Genomic DNA, 17,446 nt, shown 5'->3' with positions numbered 1-17,446 from the left:
GACGATGAGAGTTTTCTTCCGGCAGGCAATCGCGCGGGAAGAAAATGAATGCGTCAGTTACTCGGTACGTACAGCGTCTGGTCGCCGCGGGTAATCAGGTTCAACTGACCCATGTACTGTTCGAAGTTATCGCCGCCGCAGATCGAGCGCAAGTAGCGCAACAGCAAATAGCTGCCGAGCCGCTCGGCGCAGAACGCCCAGGCGCGCGACTGATAACCTTCGCGTTTGACCTCATAGCGCTGCACGCAAGCCCATGCCACCGCTTCGATATCGGCAATGCTTTTGAGCCAGAATGCGGCCGGGAACACGCCCAGTTCGACGCCGCCCATGAAGAACACGCGCTCGTCGAAAAACAATTCCACTTCACGGCTGTGCAGGACACCCAGCTCCACCGCTGCCGCTGCGAAGCGCAGCAAGTCCTCCACATGATGCGCGCTCGCATAGTGCTTGAGATAGCCGGCGCTTTGCCCTTCGGAGAGAAATCCGCAGGTCTTGCCGACCAGCAGGTCACCGGCGCCGGGATCGAGCATGCTGTCGAAGGTCTGACGCTCCAGTTCCTTGTCCGACACCACGTCCATCATCCAGTTTTCTTCCGCTGGCACGCCGCTGATGCGCTCGCGCGAAATGAACTTGCGGTACATGCAGACACCGATGCGTTTGACCTTGGGGTGGTGCTCAAGGATGTAGTTGCGCAGCGCAAAGTTACCCACCATGCCGCCGACGATGGGATGGTAAGGCACCCATTTCGGCGCCAGCTCGCGCAGGTTCAAGCGTCCGGGCGCCTGCGATTCGCCGAGGTAAATCGGCGTGACGAAATCGGGGAAGCGGATCGGCAATTCGACATGAGTGATGCAGCCGTAGACCAGTTCGGCATCACGTGCGGGGATGACCGCCAGCGCAGGAGAAATCAGGGATGCCGGCGCGTTTCCGGTGTATTGCAGGATGCTGTTCCTCAGCGCCAGGAAACTGTCGATCAAGGTGATGTCGCCGGTCGCAAGATAATCACGCTTCATCGCATCGAGCTGCGGCAACTTGTCGCGGTAAGCCAGCGAGGCAAGATCAGACAAGGGTCGTGCTGCATGATCGAACGCGGCGATGCGCAATTGCTGGTCCAGCGCCAGCACCAGCGAGGCAATGCGGTCGGTCAGCAATACCTTCAGGGCAAGCGCCGAGGCGTCGCCTGAAGTCGCATTGAGACCGGCGGCAAGCGGCCCATCACCGGCCTCGGCCAGTGCGAAGACTTGTTCGCACAGGTCGAACCATGTCTTCCAGAACACCGGCTTGGCCAGCACGTTGCCGGTATGCGCAGTGGCGCGGGAATCGGTGACGAACTCGCGCAGATCAAGCGACAGACCGACCGCGTCCAGATAATCCTGCGCCAGTTGGCGAAAGCCCGGATGGCGGAACTCGGCTTCTTCGAACACATTCAGGAAACAGGTCGCGTCTCGCTGGTTCGGTACGAACAGATAGGCGTCGTTACCGGGATGACGCTCGACGAATTGCGCCATGTCGGCGGCGGCGATGCCGCTCTGTTCAGCAAACCCGGCTGGAAAGAATCCGTACAGCGCCTCTTCGTCGACGACCTCATTGACGAAGTACGCGCGGATCGCCGCATAGTCGCCCCAGTCCGGACGATCGCCTTCCTGCAATGACAAAAAACCGACTTCGGGATGACGGGAAATCTGATAGAGATAGATGCTCATGACGCGTGTCGTGTTTTTTGTTTTCGGGTGCTTACCAGACCTGCAGATCCGGCACGGCGATGACGAACCGCCCGCCCCAGCTGCGGATCTCGGCCAACTGCGCTTCGACTTCCGTTTTAAGATTCCACGGCAGGATCAGCACGTAATCCGGGCGCGCCGCCAGCAAAGCTGCCGGCGTCACGATGGGCACGTGACTGCCCGGCATGTACTTATCCTGTTTGGAAGCGGCGGCATCGGCCACCAGCGACAACAGGTCGGCATGCACGCCGGAATAGTTGAGCAGCGTATTGCCTTTGGCGGCAGCGCCGTAGGCCATCACCTTCTTGCCCGCGCGCTTCTGTTCCAGCAGGAATTCCAGCAGGCCCAGCTTGATGGCTTCGGCCCGGGCCTGAAATCCCTGATACGTCTCAATGGATTCCAGTCCGAAATCCTTTTCCTGCTTCTGCACACGCGCCAGCGTTGCGCCTGGCTGATGCGCTGCGTTCAGGTGGCAGGCGTACACGCGCAGGCTGCCGCCGTGCGTCGGGATCTGATCCACGTCGTACACGCGCAAACCCAGCGTGCGCATCATGCGGTCAACGCTGCCCAGCGCCAGGTAGGAAAAATGCTCGTGATAAATGGTATCGAACTGGCTCTGTTCAATCAGGTTCAACAGATGCGGAAACTCGATCGTGATGGTGCCTTCGTCCTTCAGCAACACCGCTATGCCGCCGAGGAAATCATTGATGTCCGGGACATGCGCCAGCACGTTGTTGGCGGCAATCAGGTCGGCCTTGCCGTCGCGCGTGACGATCTCCTGCGCCAGCTTGACGCCGAAAAATTCTTCAACGATGGGAATGCCCTTGGCGCGCGCTGCATCGGCGGTGCTGGTGGTCGGCTCGACGCCGAGGCAAGGGATGCCGCGCTGCTGCACGTACTGCAGCAGATAGCCGTCGTTGGCGGCCAGCTCCACTACCTTGGAATCCTTGCCGAGGCCGAGGCGGCCGACGATCATGTCGACGTAGTCGGCGGCGTGCTTGAGCCAGGTGGTCGAGGTCGACGAGAAATATGCATAGTCCGATTCAAACAGCTGGTCGTAATGCGCATAGTCTTCGGTCTGCACCAGCCAGCACGAGCGGCATACCATCACGCGCAGCGGGTAATACGTCTCTGGGCGCAGCAAATCTTCCTGGCGCAGGTAGGCGTTGGACGGCGGCGAGAAACCGAGGTCGATGAAGGTATCGTGCAACCCGGTTTGGCAATGACGGCATTTCATGAAGTTATCCCGGAGAAATCGGCGCTCAGCAATGGGTGCTGAAGATCGCGTTCGGACAGGTTTTGCGGCGGCAATGGCCACGCAATGGCGATACGCGGATCGTCATGACGCAGCGCGCCTTCGGCCGCAGGTATGTAAGGGGCGGTGTGCAGGTAGAGCATCTGCACTTCGTCGGTCAGCGCCTGGAAACCATGGGCGCAACCTTCCGGAATCAGCAAGGCGCGGTCGTCTCCCGCTTCGAGTTCAAACCCGCGCCAGGCCAGGAAGGTCGGCGAACCGCGGCGCAGGTCGACGACCACGTCGAAGATCTTGCCGGTGAGGCAGCGGATGATTTTTTTCTCGGCATGCGGCGCGTGCTGGAAATGCATGCCGCGCACGCTGCCGCGCTGTACCGTATGGGAATGATTGATCTGGCGGATGACGGCGCCCTGCAGCGCGTCGGCCAGGTCGGTGTCGCAAAACCAGCGGGCAAAGCCGCCGCGCTCGTCGCGGCGGCGATCGGTTTCGACCAGCAGCACGCCGGCAATGTCGGTGGCGATCGTTTTCATGGGCGCCGACTCATGTCTGTTCTTGCGCCCGCCCTTGCATCCATCCTCACGCCCATTTTTTCCATTGCGCTGCGCCGCTGTCCCACAGCTGGTTGAGCTGGTTCTTGTCGCGCAGGGTGTCCATGCACTTCCAGAATCCGTGATGCTGCCAGTTCAGCAGCATGCCGTCGCGGGCGATATTTTCCAGTGGAGCCTGCTCGAAAATGGTGGATTCCCCATTTTTCAGATAGTCGAATACGCCAGCGCGACACACCATGAAACCACCGTTGATCCACCCCATGTCGCCGGGCGGCTTTTCGCGGAAGTCGTTGATATACCCGTTTTCATCGGTGTTGACCATGCCGAAACGCGCCTCCGGCTGGACAGTTGTCATGGTCACGACCGCCTTGTGTTGCTGGTGGTGGGCAAGCAGTGCAGTGATGTCGACGTCGGCCACACCGTCGCCATAGGTCAGCATGAAGTCCTGTTCGCCGAGGTAATCGCGCGCCGCCAGCAGGCGACCGCCGGTTTGCGTATGCAGGCCGGTCTCCAGCAGCGTGATCTTCCACGGCTCGGACTTGTTGCGATGCACCTCGATCTTGTTGTCGCTCAGGTCGATCGTGATATCGCCTTGATGCAGGAAATAGTTGGCGAAATATTCCTTGATCAGGTAGCCCTTGTAGCCGAGCAGGATCACGAATTCGTTGAAACCGAAGTGCGAATAGCTCTTCATGATGTGCCACAGGATGGGCTTGCCGCCGATTTCCACCAATGGTTTCGGACGGACATCAGTCTCTTCGCCGAGACGCGTTCCCATACCGCCTGCCAAAATCACAACTTTCACGAACACCCCCAAACATAGGTCATTTCAACGGATAGCGCCCGCGCCGGCGGCGGCATAATATGATTTCCGATTTGCTCCGAGCCTGCTCCAGCCTTGTTTTCGCCGCTTTTTCAGCGACTATTCAACATGCCGGCAAGCGACTCTGTGGAAAATTGTACGTTATATTTGGCGCCGAAAGCGCCGCAAAACGCTGGTTTTCCCATGACTATTCAGTGTTTTGGCAAAATGGTTCCCGGCCGGCGCGGTTTGCTGCAGCCGGGTTTTGGCTGTGTCCGGCACAAGACATCGCCTGCAATGACAACGAGGAAAAGCAGCTGTGAGCCGCAAGAAACGCATCCTGATCTATACCGTCGAATCGACCTGGAGCCCCTGCCCGCAAATCAGGCTGATCCGCCCGTTCGCCCATCTGGAAGACGAATGGGAGCTGATCTGGGGCATCCGCGACGGCGTCATCATGACCGACGCCGTGGACAGTGTTGACCTCATCCTGCTGCACCGTTTCACGCCCGGCCTGCTACCGATCACGGCGTTGGAGGCAATTTTCGCACTGGGCAAGCCGGTAGTGTACGAGTCCGACGACCTGCTCAATGAGATCCCGCACGACCATCCCGAAGCCGCCGCCGGCGCCAGCTGGAAGGAAGGCATCGAATACACTGCACGTCGCGCCAAAGCGATCGTGGTCTCCACCGAGTTCCTGGCGGACAAGTACCGTGCATTGAACCCCAACGTGCATGTGCTGCCGAACTATCTCGATTTCGAACTGTTCTTCCGCCCCGTACCCAACACGGAACAGAGCGGCGGCACGATCACCATCGGCCTGCTCGGCTCCTCGATCCAGCCATCCAACTTTGCGCTGGTGGAAAAATCGTTGCAGACGCTGTGCGAACGCTATGGCGCGCGGCTGCAGATTCACTTCGTCGGCTGGCATTGCCCGGCAGGCTGGGAAAACCATCCCAATGCCAGGTTCCAGAGCTTCATTCATGAATACGTCGACTACGCCGCCCAGCTCAAGCAATGGAACTGGGACATCGCCCTGATCCCGCTGGCCAGCGACGAATACAACCAGTGCAAGAGCTACATCAAGTGGCTGGATTATTCGGCTGCCGGCATCGCCTCGGCGTTCAGCGACGTCACCGTCTACAACCAGGTGGTCACGCATGATGAAACCGGTTTCCTGCTGCCCAACGACGACCAGGCCTGGCTGGACACCATCACGCAACTGATCGAGTCACCCGCCAAACGCCGCGCCATCGCGCAGGCAGGACAACAGGAAGTGCAACGGGATTTCGACCTGCGCGCCAAGGCGGCGTTGTATGACGCCGTCTACAGCAGCATCGTCGCCAAGCCTGAAAACGTCGCCGCACCGACCGCGACGGCACGACCAACTGCAACCGCTGCAGCGCCAGCGCCAACCTCGGACGCCGCCATGACCAAGAACATCTTGCAAATCCATTACGACGATGCCAGCCGCCGCATGCTGGACCCTGGTTTCATCCCGCTGGAGATCGTCGGCAATCCGCGTGCAGACTGGCGCGAATATTGGGCCATCCGTACCTATTTCCGGAACAACGATCTCAACGCCGACGAGTACTACGGTTTCCTGTCGCCCATCTTCCACAGCAAGACCGGTTTGCAGGCGCATCAGGTCAAGGGCCACATGGACGCCAATCCGGGGGCCGATGTCTACACTTTTTCGCCGACCATGTCGGATGCCGCCTGCTACCTCAGCGTGTTCGAACAAGGCAACCGCCGTCATCCGGAAATGCTGCCGATCACCATCGAACTCATGCGCGCAGTCGGACTGGACGTTGACATCCACACGCTGGTCAATGATTTCCGCAGCACGGTGTATTGCAACTACATTGTCGCCAAGCCGGTGTTCTGGGAAAAATGGTTTGCCATCAGCGAACGCATGTTCGAGATTGCCGAGGCCGGCGACAGCTCCCTCGCCAAAAAGCTGACCGAAGTCACCGATTACGGCAAGAGCACGGTGCAGATGAAGGTATTCATCATGGAGCGCATCGGCTCGCTGGTGCTGGCCCTGATGCCGGAACTGCGCGTCGTCAACGTGCCGGTCGACGCCATGCGGATCGGCAATCCGATGTTCTATCCCTGCCGCGACGAGATGGTCATGCTGGATGCGCTGAAGCAGGCCTACCTCAACTCCAACGATGTGGCGTACCTGCAGCGCTATCGGGCCTTGCGCCACGACGTGCTGCGCCGCTGCGATACGGAATACGACGCGCAGCAGCCGATCGACTTCTTCTGATTGCAGAGTCGTGCCGGCGGCGTCTGCACATGCAGAACGCCGCCGGTTTTCGCGCGATTACAGACCGGCAGTCAGGCCGAACTCGTCGTAGTTGTTGATGAACTTCGGCTCCACGCCTTCGAACACCAAAACGTCTCCCACCAGCTTGTCTTCGTAGTATTCACCATCGAACAGTCCGGGGAAACGCGTCAGCGCCAGCACGACTTTCTCCAGCGGACCGGCGCCGAGGTAATAGGCGGCGCCGTTGGCCCATGGACGCAATACCGGCTTGCCGTAGACGCTGTGATTGAGCCTGGCGTCGTTGCATTTGCCCCAGTGCAGGCAGCGGTCGTGATCGAGGTTGGCCGAGCGCACGCCGACGTAGCCGTTGTCGCGCGCCAGCGTGGTCAACTCCTGGCGCAGCTTGGCGACATCGCGCAACGACATGCCGTCTTCCACCTTGAGCACGCCGACGTTGTTGCCGATGTTTTCATAAACCCAGGTCAATGCCGCCGCTACCTTGCGGGGCGTGCCTTCGTAGCTGTCCGGCGCATCCACTTGCAAGGCGCGCACGTGCTTGATCGACGACGTGTCGGAACCGCTGACGATCATGTATTCGATGTTGGCGTTGTCGAACTGCGCCGCCAGCCGCTGAGCCTTGGCTTCGCTTTTCTTGCTGGAGATGATCAGCACCAGGCTGTTGACGCCGGAAGTCTTCTTCACCAACTCCTTGTAGTCGCCGATGATGTCGCTGTTGTAGGGCATGGCGGCGATGGCTGCCTTCAGGTGCGCCAGCGCGGCGCTATTGTTGCTGCGCGCCTGCTCCACCTGGAAGCGCTTGTAGTCGAGCGCCCATTTGTAGCCGGACGGAATCTGCATGAATTCCTGCTCGAGCCGGTCGCATTCCTTGAGGATGCCGTCCCAGGTCAACGGGGAAAGCGGCAATTGCAGCAGCGTGGTTGCGCGTTGGTTGAAAGTCATTTTCTTGTCTCATTCAGATGATTGCCGGACTGCGCGACAGCACAATCCGGCGCAGGCTCAAAAGCCCAGTTTCTTGATTTCGGCCTCGGTCTGGACACGATACACCAGACGTTCGAAGGTATCGGTCCAGTCGCTCGTCAGGTTCTTGAGCAACAGACTCTTGCCGGCGGACGTAACGCTCTTGCGCAGCGATTCGCTGGTCAGCATCAGGCGGATGTTGGTAGCCAGGATTTCGAGGTTGCCGACCGGATGCATCATGGTGTTGCGCGCGTGGCGCAAGCCGATATGGCGATAGGTCTCGAGGTCGGACAGGCACACCGGCACTTCCAGTTCGAAGGCTTCCCAGATGGTCAGCGGCTGCGATTCGCTGTCGCTGGCAAGCACAAACAGATCGGCCGACGCCATGTAGGACAGCGCCACTTCGTTGGGCAGTTCGCCCAGCATACGATAGCGGTCCGGGAAGGCGTCCACCAGTTTCTGCGTGCCTTCCGGCAGTTGCAGGTACTTGCCGATGAAGACGCATTCGATCTGGTTGCGCAGTTCGGCGTCCAGGCTCTCGACCGCCATGATGGTGTCGAACACGCGCTTGCGCGGCTCGATGGTGCCGATCGATACGATGCGTTTTTTCCCTGCCGGTTTCGGCTCGGGCTGCAAGTCTTGCTGGCGATAGATCGCATCATTCCAGAACGGCAGCACGTGGACCGTGGCCGGACTGTCGAACAGGAAGCTGCCGTACACGATGCGCTGGAATTCGGTCTGGCACACGATATGCGATGCATGCTTGAAACCATCCGCCAGCTGCGGAAAACGCAAAATCATGTCGCGGCCGATCTCGGCTTCGTGCAGCCACCAGATCACCGGAATCTTCGGCGCGGCCGCGGCGACGTGCGCGCCGGACAGCAGCGTGTTGGCGATCAGCAGGTCGAGGTCGCCGGCCTGAATGTCCTTGACGATGGGGATGCCGAGTTCTTCAAACTTCTTCTTGATCTCGCCTTCGCCTTCGATGCGCGACATTACGGATACTTCGTGGTTCTGTACCAGACGTTCGGCCAGGCGCAGCATCGCAATGCTCGCGCCGGTGGTGTAGAACTCGTCATTGAGGAGGAGAATTTTCATGCACAACCTTTTCAAAAACCGTGAAACCGTCTTTTTTTAATCCACCCGCGCCCGCTTGCCGCGCGTCTTCCATTTATTCTGCATTCACAAGGAGAGTTGCACACACGCAATGCGCGCAATAGTCCGGCTCTCATATTAATGGCAAGCACCCCGGCCAAAGGGCCGAGAACATGTGGAAATGGCCCTCAACTTTACATTTGAACAAGCCTGTCCGGGCAGGCCTCCACGCGGCCCCGCACGGGCCCCATGCTACACTTTCGCCTTATTTTTCGAACGCCACTCATGAACATCGTCATCCTCGCCGCCGGCATGGGAAAGCGCATGCAATCCGCGCTGCCGAAAGTCCTTCATCCGCTCGCCGGCAAATCCTTGCTGGGCCATGTCGTCGACACCGCCAAAACCCTGTCGCCATCAAAACTGTGCGTGGTGTACGGCCATGGCGGCGACGCTGTGCCGTCCAGCTTCGCCGACGCCGGGATCGACTTCGCCCGTCAGCAGCCGCAGCTCGGCACCGGCCATGCGGTCGCACAGGCGCTCCCGTTCATCGATGACAACGCGCCCACCTTGGTGCTGTACGGCGACGTGCCGCTGACGACGCCTGCCACACTGCAACGCCTGCTGGCCGCTGCCGGCAACGACAAGCTGGCGGTGCTGACCATCACCGTGGCGGACCCGACCGGCTACGGCCGCATCGTGCGCGAAAACGGCAAGATCACCCGCATCGTCGAGCAAAAGGACGCCAGCGAAGCCGAGCGCGCCATCTGCGAAATCAATACCGGCATCATCGCCGCCCCGACCGCGAAGTTGCGCAGCTGGCTGGCCGCGCTGTCCAACGACAACGCCCAGGGCGAGTACTACCTCACCGACGTCATCGCCGCGGCGGTTGCCGACGGCGTCGAAGTCGTCTCGGCCAACCCGGCCGATATCGCCGAGACGCTCGGCGTCAACAGCAAGGTGCAACTGGCCGAACTCGAACGCGCCTACCAGCGCCGCGTCGCCAATGCCCTGCTGGAGCAAGGCGTCACGCTGCTCGACCCGGCCCGGCTGGACGTGCGCGGCACGCTCTCCTGCGGCCGCGACGTCAGCATCGACGTCAACTGCATTTTTGAAGGTAAAGTCGAGATCGAAGACGGCGCCAGCATCGGCGCCAACTGCATCGTCAAGGACGCGCGCATCGGCAAGGGCGCGCAGATCAAGCCGTTCTCGCATATCGACGGCGCCATCGTCGGCGCCTCCGCCCAAGTCGGCCCGTACGCACGCCTGCGCCCGGGCGCCGAACTCGGCGAAGAAGTGCACATCGGTAATTTCGTAGAAGTAAAGAAAAGCCGCATCGCCGCGCGCAGCAAGGCCAACCACCTGGCCTACATCGGCGACGCCGTGATCGGCTCGGGCGTCAACGTCGGCGCGGGCGTGATCACCTGCAACTATGACGGCGTCAACAAGTTTGAAACCATCATCGAAGACGACGCCTTCATCGGCAGCGACAGCCAGCTGGTCGCCCCGGTGCGCGTCGGCAAAGGCGCCACCATCGGCGCCGGCACCACGCTGACCAAGGATGCGCCGGCCGGCCAGCTGACGCTGTCGCGCGCCAAGCAGATGTCGCTGCCGGGCTGGACGCGTCCGGTCAAGGTCAAGAAGTAATCAGAGACGCACGCCGCCCGGATCGCTCCGAACCTGTTCAGACTGCGATCCGGGTTTCGAACTTGCTGCGATGGATGGAAAAGTAGCTGCGCACATTGCGCACGTTCTGATGCGTGGCAAACAGCCGATGCGCCAGCCCGTGATACGCCGGCATGTCCGCCACCTGCACCATCAGCACGAAATCCGGTCCCGGCGACACCCGGTAACACTGCAGCACCGCCGGCTCCGCCGCCACCAGCGCCTCAAACTCCACCTGCTGCTCATCGCCCTGCCGGTCCAGCGTGATCTCGACGATTGCCGTCAGCGCCGGCCCCAGCTTCTCCGGCGCGAGAATCGCCACCTGACGCGTAATCACGCCCGCCTCCACCAGCCGCTTGACACGGCGCAGGCAGGTCGGCGGCGACGCATGCACGTGTTCGGCCAGCTGAAAATTGGTTTGGGCGGCGTCGTCCTGCAAGGCATTCAGGATGCGACGGTCCAGATCATCAAGAGCGATAGTCATAAGATAAATTTAATCCATTAATTTGAAATATTATTTCATCACCGTTATTGAAAGCAATAATAGTCCAAACAATGTCAAATTTAGAAATCTTATTTCAATCACGCTGGCCTAAGATGACGCCATTCACCCCATTCTGAAAGGCAGCATATGTGCGGTATTGTCGGCGCGGTTGCGCAAAAGGACGTCACTCCCATCCTGCTGGAAGGCCTCAAGCGCCTCGAATACCGCGGCTATGATTCCTGCGGCGTAGCGGTGCACATGGACGGCAAGCTGCAGCGCTCGCGCAGCACCGCACGCGTCGCCGAGCTGCAAAAGCAGGTCGCCGAGACCCACCTGGCAGGCTTCACCGGCATTGCCCACACACGCTGGGCCACGCACGGCGCGCCCGCCACGCACAACGCCCACCCGCATTTCTCGCGCGACCGCATCGCGCTGGTCCACAACGGCATCATCGAGAACTACGAAGAACTGCGCCGTGAGCTGCAAGGCGCCGGCTACGTGTTCGAAAGCCAGACCGACACCGAAGTCATCGCCCACCTGGTCGATCACATGTATACCGGCGATCTGTTCGAGACGGTGCAGCAAGCGGTGCGCCGCCTCGCCGGCGCCTACGCCATCGCCGTGTTCTGCGTCGACGAACCGCACCGCGTGGTCGCCGCGCGCCAGGGCTCGCCGCTGATCCTCGGCGTCGGCGAAGGACAGAACTTCGTCGCCTCCGACGCCATGGCACTGGCCGGCACCACCGACCAGATCATCTACCTCGAAGAAGGCGACGTGGTCGACCTGCAACTGCAACGCTACTGGATCGTCGACGCCGCCGGCAAGAGCGCCACGCGCGAAGTCAAGACCGTACAGGCCTACACCAGCGCGGTCGAACTCGGCCCCTACCAGCACTACATGCAGAAGGAAATCTTCGAACAGCCGCGCGCCATCGCCGACACCCTCGAAGGCGTCAGCGGCATCATGCCGGAGCTGTTCGGCGACGGCGCCCACAAGGTGTTCAAGAGCGTCGACTCCATCCTGATCCTGGCCTGCGGCACCAGTTATTATTCCGGCCTGACCGCCAAATACTGGCTCGAGTCGATCGCCAGGATCCCGGTCAACGTCGAGATCGCCAGCGAATACCGCTACCGTGACAGCGTGCCGAATCCGAACTCGCTGGTGGTGACGATTTCACAAAGCGGCGAAACCGCCGACACCCTCGCCGCGCTCAAGCACGCGCGCTCGCTCGGCATGCCGCACACACTGACCATCTGCAACGTCGCCACCAGCGCCATGGTGCGCGAATCGCAACTGGCCTACATCACGCGCGCCGGCGTCGAAGTCGGCGTGGCCTCGACCAAAGCCTTCACCACGCAGCTGGCGGCGCTGTTCCTGCTGACACTGGCGCTGGCGCAAACCCGCGGCCTGCTCAGCGACGAACAGGAAGCCGAACACCTCAAGGCCATGCGCCACCTGCCTGCCGCGTTGCAAAGCGTGCTGGCGCTGGAGCCGAGCATCGCCGCCTGGGCCGAAGCCTTCGCCCGCAAAGAAAACGCCCTGTTCCTCGGTCGCGGCCTGCACTATCCGATCGCCCTCGAAGGCGCATTGAAGCTCAAGGAAATCACCTACATCCACGCCGAAGCCTACGCCGCCGGCGAACTCAAGCACGGCCCGCTGGCGCTGGTAACGGAAGAAATGCCGGTGGTCACGGTCGCGCCGAATGACGCGCTGATCGAAAAGCTGAAGTCCAACATGCAGGAAGTACGCGCGCGCGGCGGCCAGCTGTACGTCTTCGCCGACGCCGGCTCCAGCATCGCCTCCAGCGAAGGCGTCCACGTCATCCGCTTACCGGAACATTACGGCGTGCTGTCACCGATCCTGCACGTGGTGCCGCTGCAATTGCTGGCGTATCACACGGCACTGGCAAGGGGGACGGATGTGGACAAGCCGCGGAATCTGGCTAAATCTGTGACGGTGGAGTGAGGACGGTGTTACGTGGTGACGACAATGAATAAAGTTGGTCGGGCCCGAATAAAGTTGGTCGGAGATTGAAGCCGCGCCAAAAGTTAAAGCCACCTATACGGGTGGCTTTAGTTTTGAGGATGCACGACATCGGCGCAAGCTCCCTAAAGTGACTAAAGTTATGGACAATTTCCTTCTATCGGAATCCCAATAAGTTACTAACTTTTTTAGTTATGGATAATTGTGACTAAATAAATTTGTTGCGGATAATTTTTTAATCTCTCATGTTATTACAATTAATACGGCTTCGTTTATACGTAAAACTATCGTTATTGCTATCGCTGTGGAGCCTCGTAGTGCACAAAATGTCCCGCATCGGCGAAGTCGATTGTGAAATTATCGAAGTAATCCCCCAGTCTATCCGACCATTCCGGACGAATTGACGGATCGCGTCGTCCCCATAAAAATCGTGATCGCACGCCAATTTTTGACGGCTGCGTGAACTTGCCTTCCAGCCATTTTTTCGGTTTTCCGCAGAGCTCACGTACCAGTCAAACCCGCCTTGTATGTTATCGTTGAGCATAAATATGTCTGCGTAAATCTCGATGAGATCCGCGAAAATTTCGGGATTGTCTCCGGACCAATGGTCGAGAAAATGTGTCAGGTAAAGCTTGCAGTTGTCTCGCGATGATCCGACCAATTTGGCTGAAAAGGCTGCGATGTGATGTTGATACTCTGACGTTTCTATTGGCCAGAGACGTCTGCTCTGAAAAACAAGCTATACTAATATCCCGTTTGATTCCAACCGAATAAGTTCACATGCAAGCTGCTGCCTGGCCTCCGCTAAAGAAGTGAATTCATGCATTGCACCTGCCCATTTGTGCAGTTGCAAAAAAATTCACCCCCCTCCTTATGAGGGGATGTTTTGCCTTTGTCTTTTGGTGCTTGTCACCATCACGGGCAATCATTTCTTTTTGGAAGTCACATGCAGATCATCAATCAATTGATGGCGCACGCCATCGCGCTCGTCCCTCGTCCTCTTGTTCGTCAACTATCTCGCCGTTACATTGCTGGCCAGAGTCTGCCTGAAGCATTGATCAGGGTCAGAGAACTCAACGCTATCGGATGCGCCGTTACGCTCGATGTTTTGGGGGAAGATATCTCTTCCATAACCGAGGCTCGCAAAACTGCAATGCAGTATCTGGAAGTGTTAACGGCCATCAGACAGAACGGTCTGAGCGCAAATTTATCCGTCAAACCTTCCGCCATCGGGTTGCTGGTAGATGCGAAAGAATGCGCAAGGCTTTCTGCCGAAATCGTGACTAGCGCAGAATCCGTTGAGAACTTCGTGTGCTTCGACATGGAGGACATCACTTGCACTCAATTAGAGATTGAACTGTTCAAGCACTTAGCAAGAACGCACGGCAATGTAGGGCTTGCACTGCAAGCGTACTTGAAGCGCACATATCAGGATGTAGCAGAACTCGCGCGCCCTGATAGCAGCTTACGTATCTGTAAAGGGATCTATGCAGAGGACGAGCAACATCTCATTCCCAATGCCCGCAAAGATCGCACGGCAATCAATGAACATTTCTTGGCTCACGTCGCTCATTGTTTTGAGATGAATGCATTTGTAAGCGTTGCGACTCATGACGAAGCCCTAATCCTTCAAATTATTTCTTTGGTCAAAAAGAAATTCATCGATAAGAAGCAGTTTGAGTTTCAAATGCTGCTGGGGGTCTGCGAACCTTTGCGCGATAAGCTGTTGGGAGCAGGTTTCCATGTGCGCATATATGTGCCATTCGGGCCGGATTGGTACGGCTATAGCGTTCGTAGACTGAAGGAAAATCCAGAAATCGCGGGATACCTTGCCAAAGCCTTAATCGGACGGTAGCCGCAATCGGGGGAGCGCTCATCTCGACTCCCCTTCAGGTACGATAATTACCTTCGTTTTGGGTCGACTTTCGGCCAAAAGCAGCCGCTGCACAATCCAGAGCCCAAGCGGAAATACACCGTTGCTGACTCGTAATGGTGCGCTTCGATACTCAAATGCCACTATCGCAGTACTAGCGGATGCAGGTCACTATCCGATGAATGAAACCCCGCTTGCATTGGTCGCGTCAATGGAATCCTTTCTGATCGACATGGCCTCTTTATCGGATCCTGGCAATCACAAACAAGTGTGACTTCAGGTTTATAAAGAGGTCTTGTATTGCGCTCCGATGTTCGCAATCGGCCAGAGCCGAACTTTCCTCTTAAGGCCTTGTGAGTTAAAACTCCCCATCACGACCAATCAGCTCAATGAACCAATCAATTGCGCTGAATCCCGCCTGAGACCTACCGATCTGGATGACGTTGCGCTAGCCGGTTGCACAGCATACCGATCTGTTCCACCGCACCCAGCAAGCGGGGCGTAGGTTCGTTTGCGCAGTTCAGCCGCAGGTAATTCAACAGATCCGCACGCGGTGAAAACAATGGCCCGGGGCTGACGCCGATACCTAGCGCGAGAGCCTGACGATGCACTTCCAGCACATCGACGTGACGTGGCAACTCCACCCACAACAGGAAACCGGCACACGGGGCGGAGACCCGCGTGCCATGTGGGAAGCTCGCTTCCACCCGCGCGGTGACGGCACTCACGCCGTTCCCGATCCTGGACTTCATTCGTCGCAGATGGCGCTCATAGTCACCGCTGGCCAGCACTTCGCTTGCCGCGGCTTCCAGCAACGGGACACCGGCCCAATCGCCAGCTTGACGCCCTTGCAACACCTGCTGGTGGTAGCGTCCGGCTGCGATCCAGCCAATACGCCACCCAGGCGCGATGGTCTTGGAAAGCGATCCGCAGTACAAGACATTGCCATCACTGTCAAAGGCTTTACAGGCCGGCGGACGCTGCCCCTCACCGGCCAGATCGCCGTACACGTCGTCCTCGATCAAGGGGATGCCGGCGCTGGCGAGCAACTCGACCAGTGCTCGCTTGCGTGCGACCGGCATGCTGGCGCCGAGCGGATTCTGCACCGTAGGCGAGGCCAGCACAGCAACGGGCCGATAACGCTGAATGGTCTCGGCCAGTGATTCCAGCAGCAGGCCCTCCCGGGGATCGGTGGGGAGCTCCAGAGCTTTCAGACCCAAATCTTCCAGTAGTAGGAGTGTGCCGAAATAGGCGGGCCGCTCGATTCCCACCACGTCACCCGGCCGGCACACTGCGCGCAATGCCAAGCGGACAGCCTGGGTCGCACCCGCGGTGATGACGAGGTCGTCCGGCCCGAACCGGGCGCCCCAATGTGCTGCCCGGGCGGCAATCTGGGCACGAAGGTCCAACCGTCCGGGTGGCAAGCTGTAGGTCTGTCCATGGGCTTCCAGTCGGCGGCCGGCCGCGAGCAATGTCCGTTGCAAGGCCGACGTGGGCAACCAGGCAGGATCGGGCAGAGCGGCACCGAGCGGAATAAGGCTTGTATCGGCGCTGCTGAACAACGAGTGTGCCAATGCCGACATCGTGACGGGCGTCGGCCGTGGTGACGGGGGAGAGGGCAGCAAAGCAGCGCTCCGGCTCGCTTGCCGGACGAAGTAGCCTGCGCGAGGTCGTGCGACGATCAGGCCCTCGGCCTCCAGGCAACGCAGCGCTTCCAGTGCCGTGGGAAGGCTGACTTGCTCACGCTCGGCCAGCTTGCGCGCGGAGATCATTCGGTCGCCGGGGAGCAATGAGCCTGAGGCCACGGTCTGTCGCAGTGCCTCGGCAATGCGACGGTAATGAGGCGACGATAGGGACGAGGCAGGCATGACAATCTGTGCAATATGATTTTTAATAACTGTGACTATACAGAGAATGGCCCGTCTCCTCTATCGTGGAGAACATCATCACTTGAGGAGTTTCCATGCATGCCACCAACTTCGACCTTTCCGCCTATTTCCGCCGTATCGGCTACACCGGCAGTGCGACCGCCAACGCGACGACCTTGCAAGCCTTGATGAGGCGCCAACTTTTCTCGGTGCCCTTCGAGAACCTCGATGTGCAGGCAGGCAAGATCGTGTCGATGGTGCCCGAGAACATCACCAACAAGCTGTTGCGAAGCAGGCGTGGTGGTTATTGCTACGAGGTCAACGGGCTGTTCGCCATGGCATTGGCGGCCCTAGGCATCTCCTACCGCTTCGTCGCCGCGCGACCGATGTTCTATCCCGTACGCCGGCCGCGTACCCACATGGCGCTGGTCGCCGAAGTCGAAGGCAGGCACTGGCTTTGCGACCTCGGGTTCGGCAGTTACGGTATTCGCGCACCGATGGACCTGGATGTGCTGGACACAGAGGTCGCACAAGATTCCGATACGTTCCGGCTCAGCCGCGATGCTTTTGGCAATTACCTGTTGCAGGCCAAAGTAGAGGGAGAATGGGCCAACCAATATGGGTTCGACCTGTCGCCGCAGGAGTGGATCGACTTCGTCCCGGCCAACTATCTTAATTCCACGCACCCCGATGCCATTTTCGTACAGAAGCTATTGGTCGTGCTGCACCAGCCCGACGGGCGGCTGATTTTGCTGGGAGACATGTTCAAGACGGTAATGAATGGTCGGGTGGAGAAACGGCAACTGACGGAAGAAGAGCTTGTGCAAGTATTGGAAAATCGCTTCGGGTTGCCTGCTCGTAGCACTTAAGCTGCAACCGAAGGGCATCCATGTGCCAAGCAACTT

General features: G+C 59.1%; 14 protein-coding genes and 1 pseudogene. 7 read left to right on the top strand and 8 right to left on the bottom strand.

Going from position 1 to position 17,446, the window contains the following annotated elements; translation table 11 throughout:
- Positions 1 to 53: 53 nt before the first annotated feature.
- The 4 genes from E4P32_RS09130 to rfbF are packed head-to-tail and all read right to left on the bottom strand — an operon-like array spanning position 54 to position 4,329.
- Positions 54 to 1,703, bottom strand: a complete 1,650-nt coding sequence (locus E4P32_RS09130) for a hypothetical protein (RefSeq protein ID WP_116434490.1) — start codon at positions 1,701 to 1,703, stop codon at positions 54 to 56.
- A gap of 31 nt (positions 1,704 to 1,734) precedes the next feature.
- Positions 1,735 to 2,958 (bottom strand): class I SAM-dependent methyltransferase, encoded by a 1,224-nt coding sequence (locus E4P32_RS09125; RefSeq protein ID WP_116434491.1) that lies wholly within the window; start codon positions 2,956 to 2,958, stop codon positions 1,735 to 1,737.
- Positions 2,955 to 3,506: a dTDP-4-dehydrorhamnose 3,5-epimerase family protein gene (locus E4P32_RS09120; RefSeq protein ID WP_116434492.1), complete on the bottom strand. Its 552-nt coding sequence runs from the start codon at positions 3,504 to 3,506 to the stop codon at positions 2,955 to 2,957. The genes E4P32_RS09125 and E4P32_RS09120 overlap by 4 nt, the downstream gene beginning before the upstream one ends.
- A gap of 46 nt (positions 3,507 to 3,552) precedes the next feature.
- Positions 3,553 to 4,329 (bottom strand): glucose-1-phosphate cytidylyltransferase, encoded by a 777-nt coding sequence (rfbF, locus tag E4P32_RS09115; RefSeq protein ID WP_116434656.1) that lies wholly within the window; start codon positions 4,327 to 4,329, stop codon positions 3,553 to 3,555.
- 59 nt (positions 4,330 to 4,388) lie between these two features.
- Between rfbF and E4P32_RS09110 the strand changes: the two genes are divergently transcribed.
- Both E4P32_RS09110 and E4P32_RS24280 read left to right on the top strand, forming a co-directional pair.
- On the top strand, positions 4,389 to 4,649 hold the full coding sequence (locus E4P32_RS09110) for a hypothetical protein (RefSeq protein WP_135008728.1): 261 nt from the start codon (positions 4,389 to 4,391) through the stop codon (positions 4,647 to 4,649).
- The gene (locus tag E4P32_RS24280; protein ID WP_233526644.1) at positions 4,646 to 6,598 is read left to right on the top strand and encodes a glycosyltransferase; all 1,953 of its coding nucleotides are present in this window, start codon (positions 4,646 to 4,648) and stop codon (positions 6,596 to 6,598) included. The genes E4P32_RS09110 and E4P32_RS24280 overlap by 4 nt, the downstream gene beginning before the upstream one ends.
- A gap of 57 nt (positions 6,599 to 6,655) precedes the next feature.
- Here E4P32_RS24280 and E4P32_RS09095 read toward each other — a convergent pair whose 3' ends face one another.
- Positions 6,656 to 7,558, bottom strand: coding sequence for a hypothetical protein (locus E4P32_RS09095; RefSeq protein WP_116434493.1), 903 nt, complete (start codon positions 7,556 to 7,558; stop codon positions 6,656 to 6,658).
- A gap of 57 nt (positions 7,559 to 7,615) precedes the next feature.
- The gene (locus tag E4P32_RS09090) at positions 7,616 to 8,674 is read right to left on the bottom strand and encodes a glycosyltransferase family 4 protein (protein ID WP_116434494.1); all 1,059 of its coding nucleotides are present in this window, start codon (positions 8,672 to 8,674) and stop codon (positions 7,616 to 7,618) included.
- Between the two features lie 282 nt (positions 8,675 to 8,956).
- Here E4P32_RS09090 and glmU point away from each other — a divergent pair, with 282 nt between their 5' ends.
- Positions 8,957 to 10,315: a bifunctional UDP-N-acetylglucosamine diphosphorylase/glucosamine-1-phosphate N-acetyltransferase GlmU gene (gene glmU, locus E4P32_RS09085; RefSeq protein WP_116434495.1), complete on the top strand. Its 1,359-nt coding sequence runs from the start codon at positions 8,957 to 8,959 to the stop codon at positions 10,313 to 10,315.
- Positions 10,316 to 10,352: 37 nt separating this feature from the next.
- Here glmU and E4P32_RS09080 read toward each other — a convergent pair whose 3' ends face one another.
- Positions 10,353 to 10,817 carry an Lrp/AsnC family transcriptional regulator gene (locus E4P32_RS09080; protein WP_116434496.1) on the bottom strand — a complete coding sequence of 155 codons (465 nt, stop codon included), beginning with the start codon at positions 10,815 to 10,817 and terminating at the stop codon, positions 10,353 to 10,355.
- 147 nt (positions 10,818 to 10,964) lie between these two features.
- On the opposite strand from E4P32_RS09080, the gene glmS reads away from it, so the two are divergent.
- The 3 genes and pseudogenes from glmS to E4P32_RS24275 all read left to right on the top strand — a co-directional run.
- On the top strand, positions 10,965 to 12,782 hold the full coding sequence (glmS, locus tag E4P32_RS09075; RefSeq protein ID WP_116434497.1) for a glutamine--fructose-6-phosphate transaminase (isomerizing): 1,818 nt from the start codon (positions 10,965 to 10,967) through the stop codon (positions 12,780 to 12,782).
- Between the two features lie 964 nt (positions 12,783 to 13,746).
- Positions 13,747 to 14,655 carry a proline dehydrogenase family protein gene (locus E4P32_RS09070; protein ID WP_116434498.1) on the top strand — a complete coding sequence of 303 codons (909 nt, stop codon included), beginning with the start codon at positions 13,747 to 13,749 and terminating at the stop codon, positions 14,653 to 14,655.
- 145 nt (positions 14,656 to 14,800) lie between these two features.
- A pseudogene (locus tag E4P32_RS24275) lies at positions 14,801 to 14,947 on the top strand (alpha/beta hydrolase); the annotation flags it as partial.
- Between the two features lie 151 nt (positions 14,948 to 15,098).
- Here the strand turns inward: E4P32_RS24275 and E4P32_RS09060 are convergent.
- Complete coding sequence (locus E4P32_RS09060) at positions 15,099 to 16,541, bottom strand: PLP-dependent aminotransferase family protein (RefSeq protein WP_116434499.1); 1,443 nt, start codon at positions 16,539 to 16,541, stop codon at positions 15,099 to 15,101.
- 95 nt (positions 16,542 to 16,636) lie between these two features.
- Here E4P32_RS09060 and E4P32_RS09055 point away from each other — a divergent pair, with 95 nt between their 5' ends.
- Positions 16,637 to 17,410: an arylamine N-acetyltransferase gene (locus E4P32_RS09055; RefSeq protein WP_116434500.1), complete on the top strand. Its 774-nt coding sequence runs from the start codon at positions 16,637 to 16,639 to the stop codon at positions 17,408 to 17,410.
- The last annotated feature ends 36 nt before the right edge of the window (positions 17,411 to 17,446 follow it).

It is taken from the genome of Herbaspirillum sp. 3R11, assembly GCF_004563925.1.
In the GTDB taxonomy this organism is placed as follows: domain Bacteria; phylum Pseudomonadota; class Gammaproteobacteria; order Burkholderiales; family Burkholderiaceae_D; genus Herbaspirillum.
The sequence above is the reverse complement of the archived record's forward strand: the minus strand, read 5'-3'. Positions and strand labels throughout refer to the sequence as shown.

Bases quoted from the DNA above. Each gene is read 5' to 3' on its own strand.
- E4P32_RS09130 (WP_116434490.1), bottom strand. From the start codon at position 1,703: ATGAGCATCTATCTCTATCAGATTTCCCGTCATCCCGAAGTCGGTTTT.
- E4P32_RS09125 (WP_116434491.1), bottom strand. From the start codon at position 2,958: ATGAAATGCCGTCATTGCCAAACCGGGTTGCACGATACCTTCATCGAC.
- E4P32_RS09120 (WP_116434492.1), bottom strand. From the start codon at position 3,506: ATGAAAACGATCGCCACCGACATTGCCGGCGTGCTGCTGGTCGAAACC.
- E4P32_RS09110 (WP_135008728.1), top strand. From the start codon at position 4,389: ATGATTTCCGATTTGCTCCGAGCCTGCTCCAGCCTTGTTTTCGCCGCT.
- E4P32_RS09095 (WP_116434493.1), bottom strand. From the start codon at position 7,558: ATGACTTTCAACCAACGCGCAACCACGCTGCTGCAATTGCCGCTTTCC.
- E4P32_RS09090 (WP_116434494.1), bottom strand. From the start codon at position 8,674: ATGAAAATTCTCCTCCTCAATGACGAGTTCTACACCACCGGCGCGAGC.
- glmU (WP_116434495.1), top strand. From the start codon at position 8,957: ATGAACATCGTCATCCTCGCCGCCGGCATGGGAAAGCGCATGCAATCC.
- E4P32_RS09080 (WP_116434496.1), bottom strand. From the start codon at position 10,817: ATGACTATCGCTCTTGATGATCTGGACCGTCGCATCCTGAATGCCTTG.
- glmS (WP_116434497.1), top strand. From the start codon at position 10,965: ATGTGCGGTATTGTCGGCGCGGTTGCGCAAAAGGACGTCACTCCCATC.
- E4P32_RS09070 (WP_116434498.1), top strand. From the start codon at position 13,747: ATGCAGATCATCAATCAATTGATGGCGCACGCCATCGCGCTCGTCCCT.
- E4P32_RS09060 (WP_116434499.1), bottom strand. From the start codon at position 16,541: ATGCCTGCCTCGTCCCTATCGTCGCCTCATTACCGTCGCATTGCCGAG.
- E4P32_RS09055 (WP_116434500.1), top strand. From the start codon at position 16,637: ATGCATGCCACCAACTTCGACCTTTCCGCCTATTTCCGCCGTATCGGC.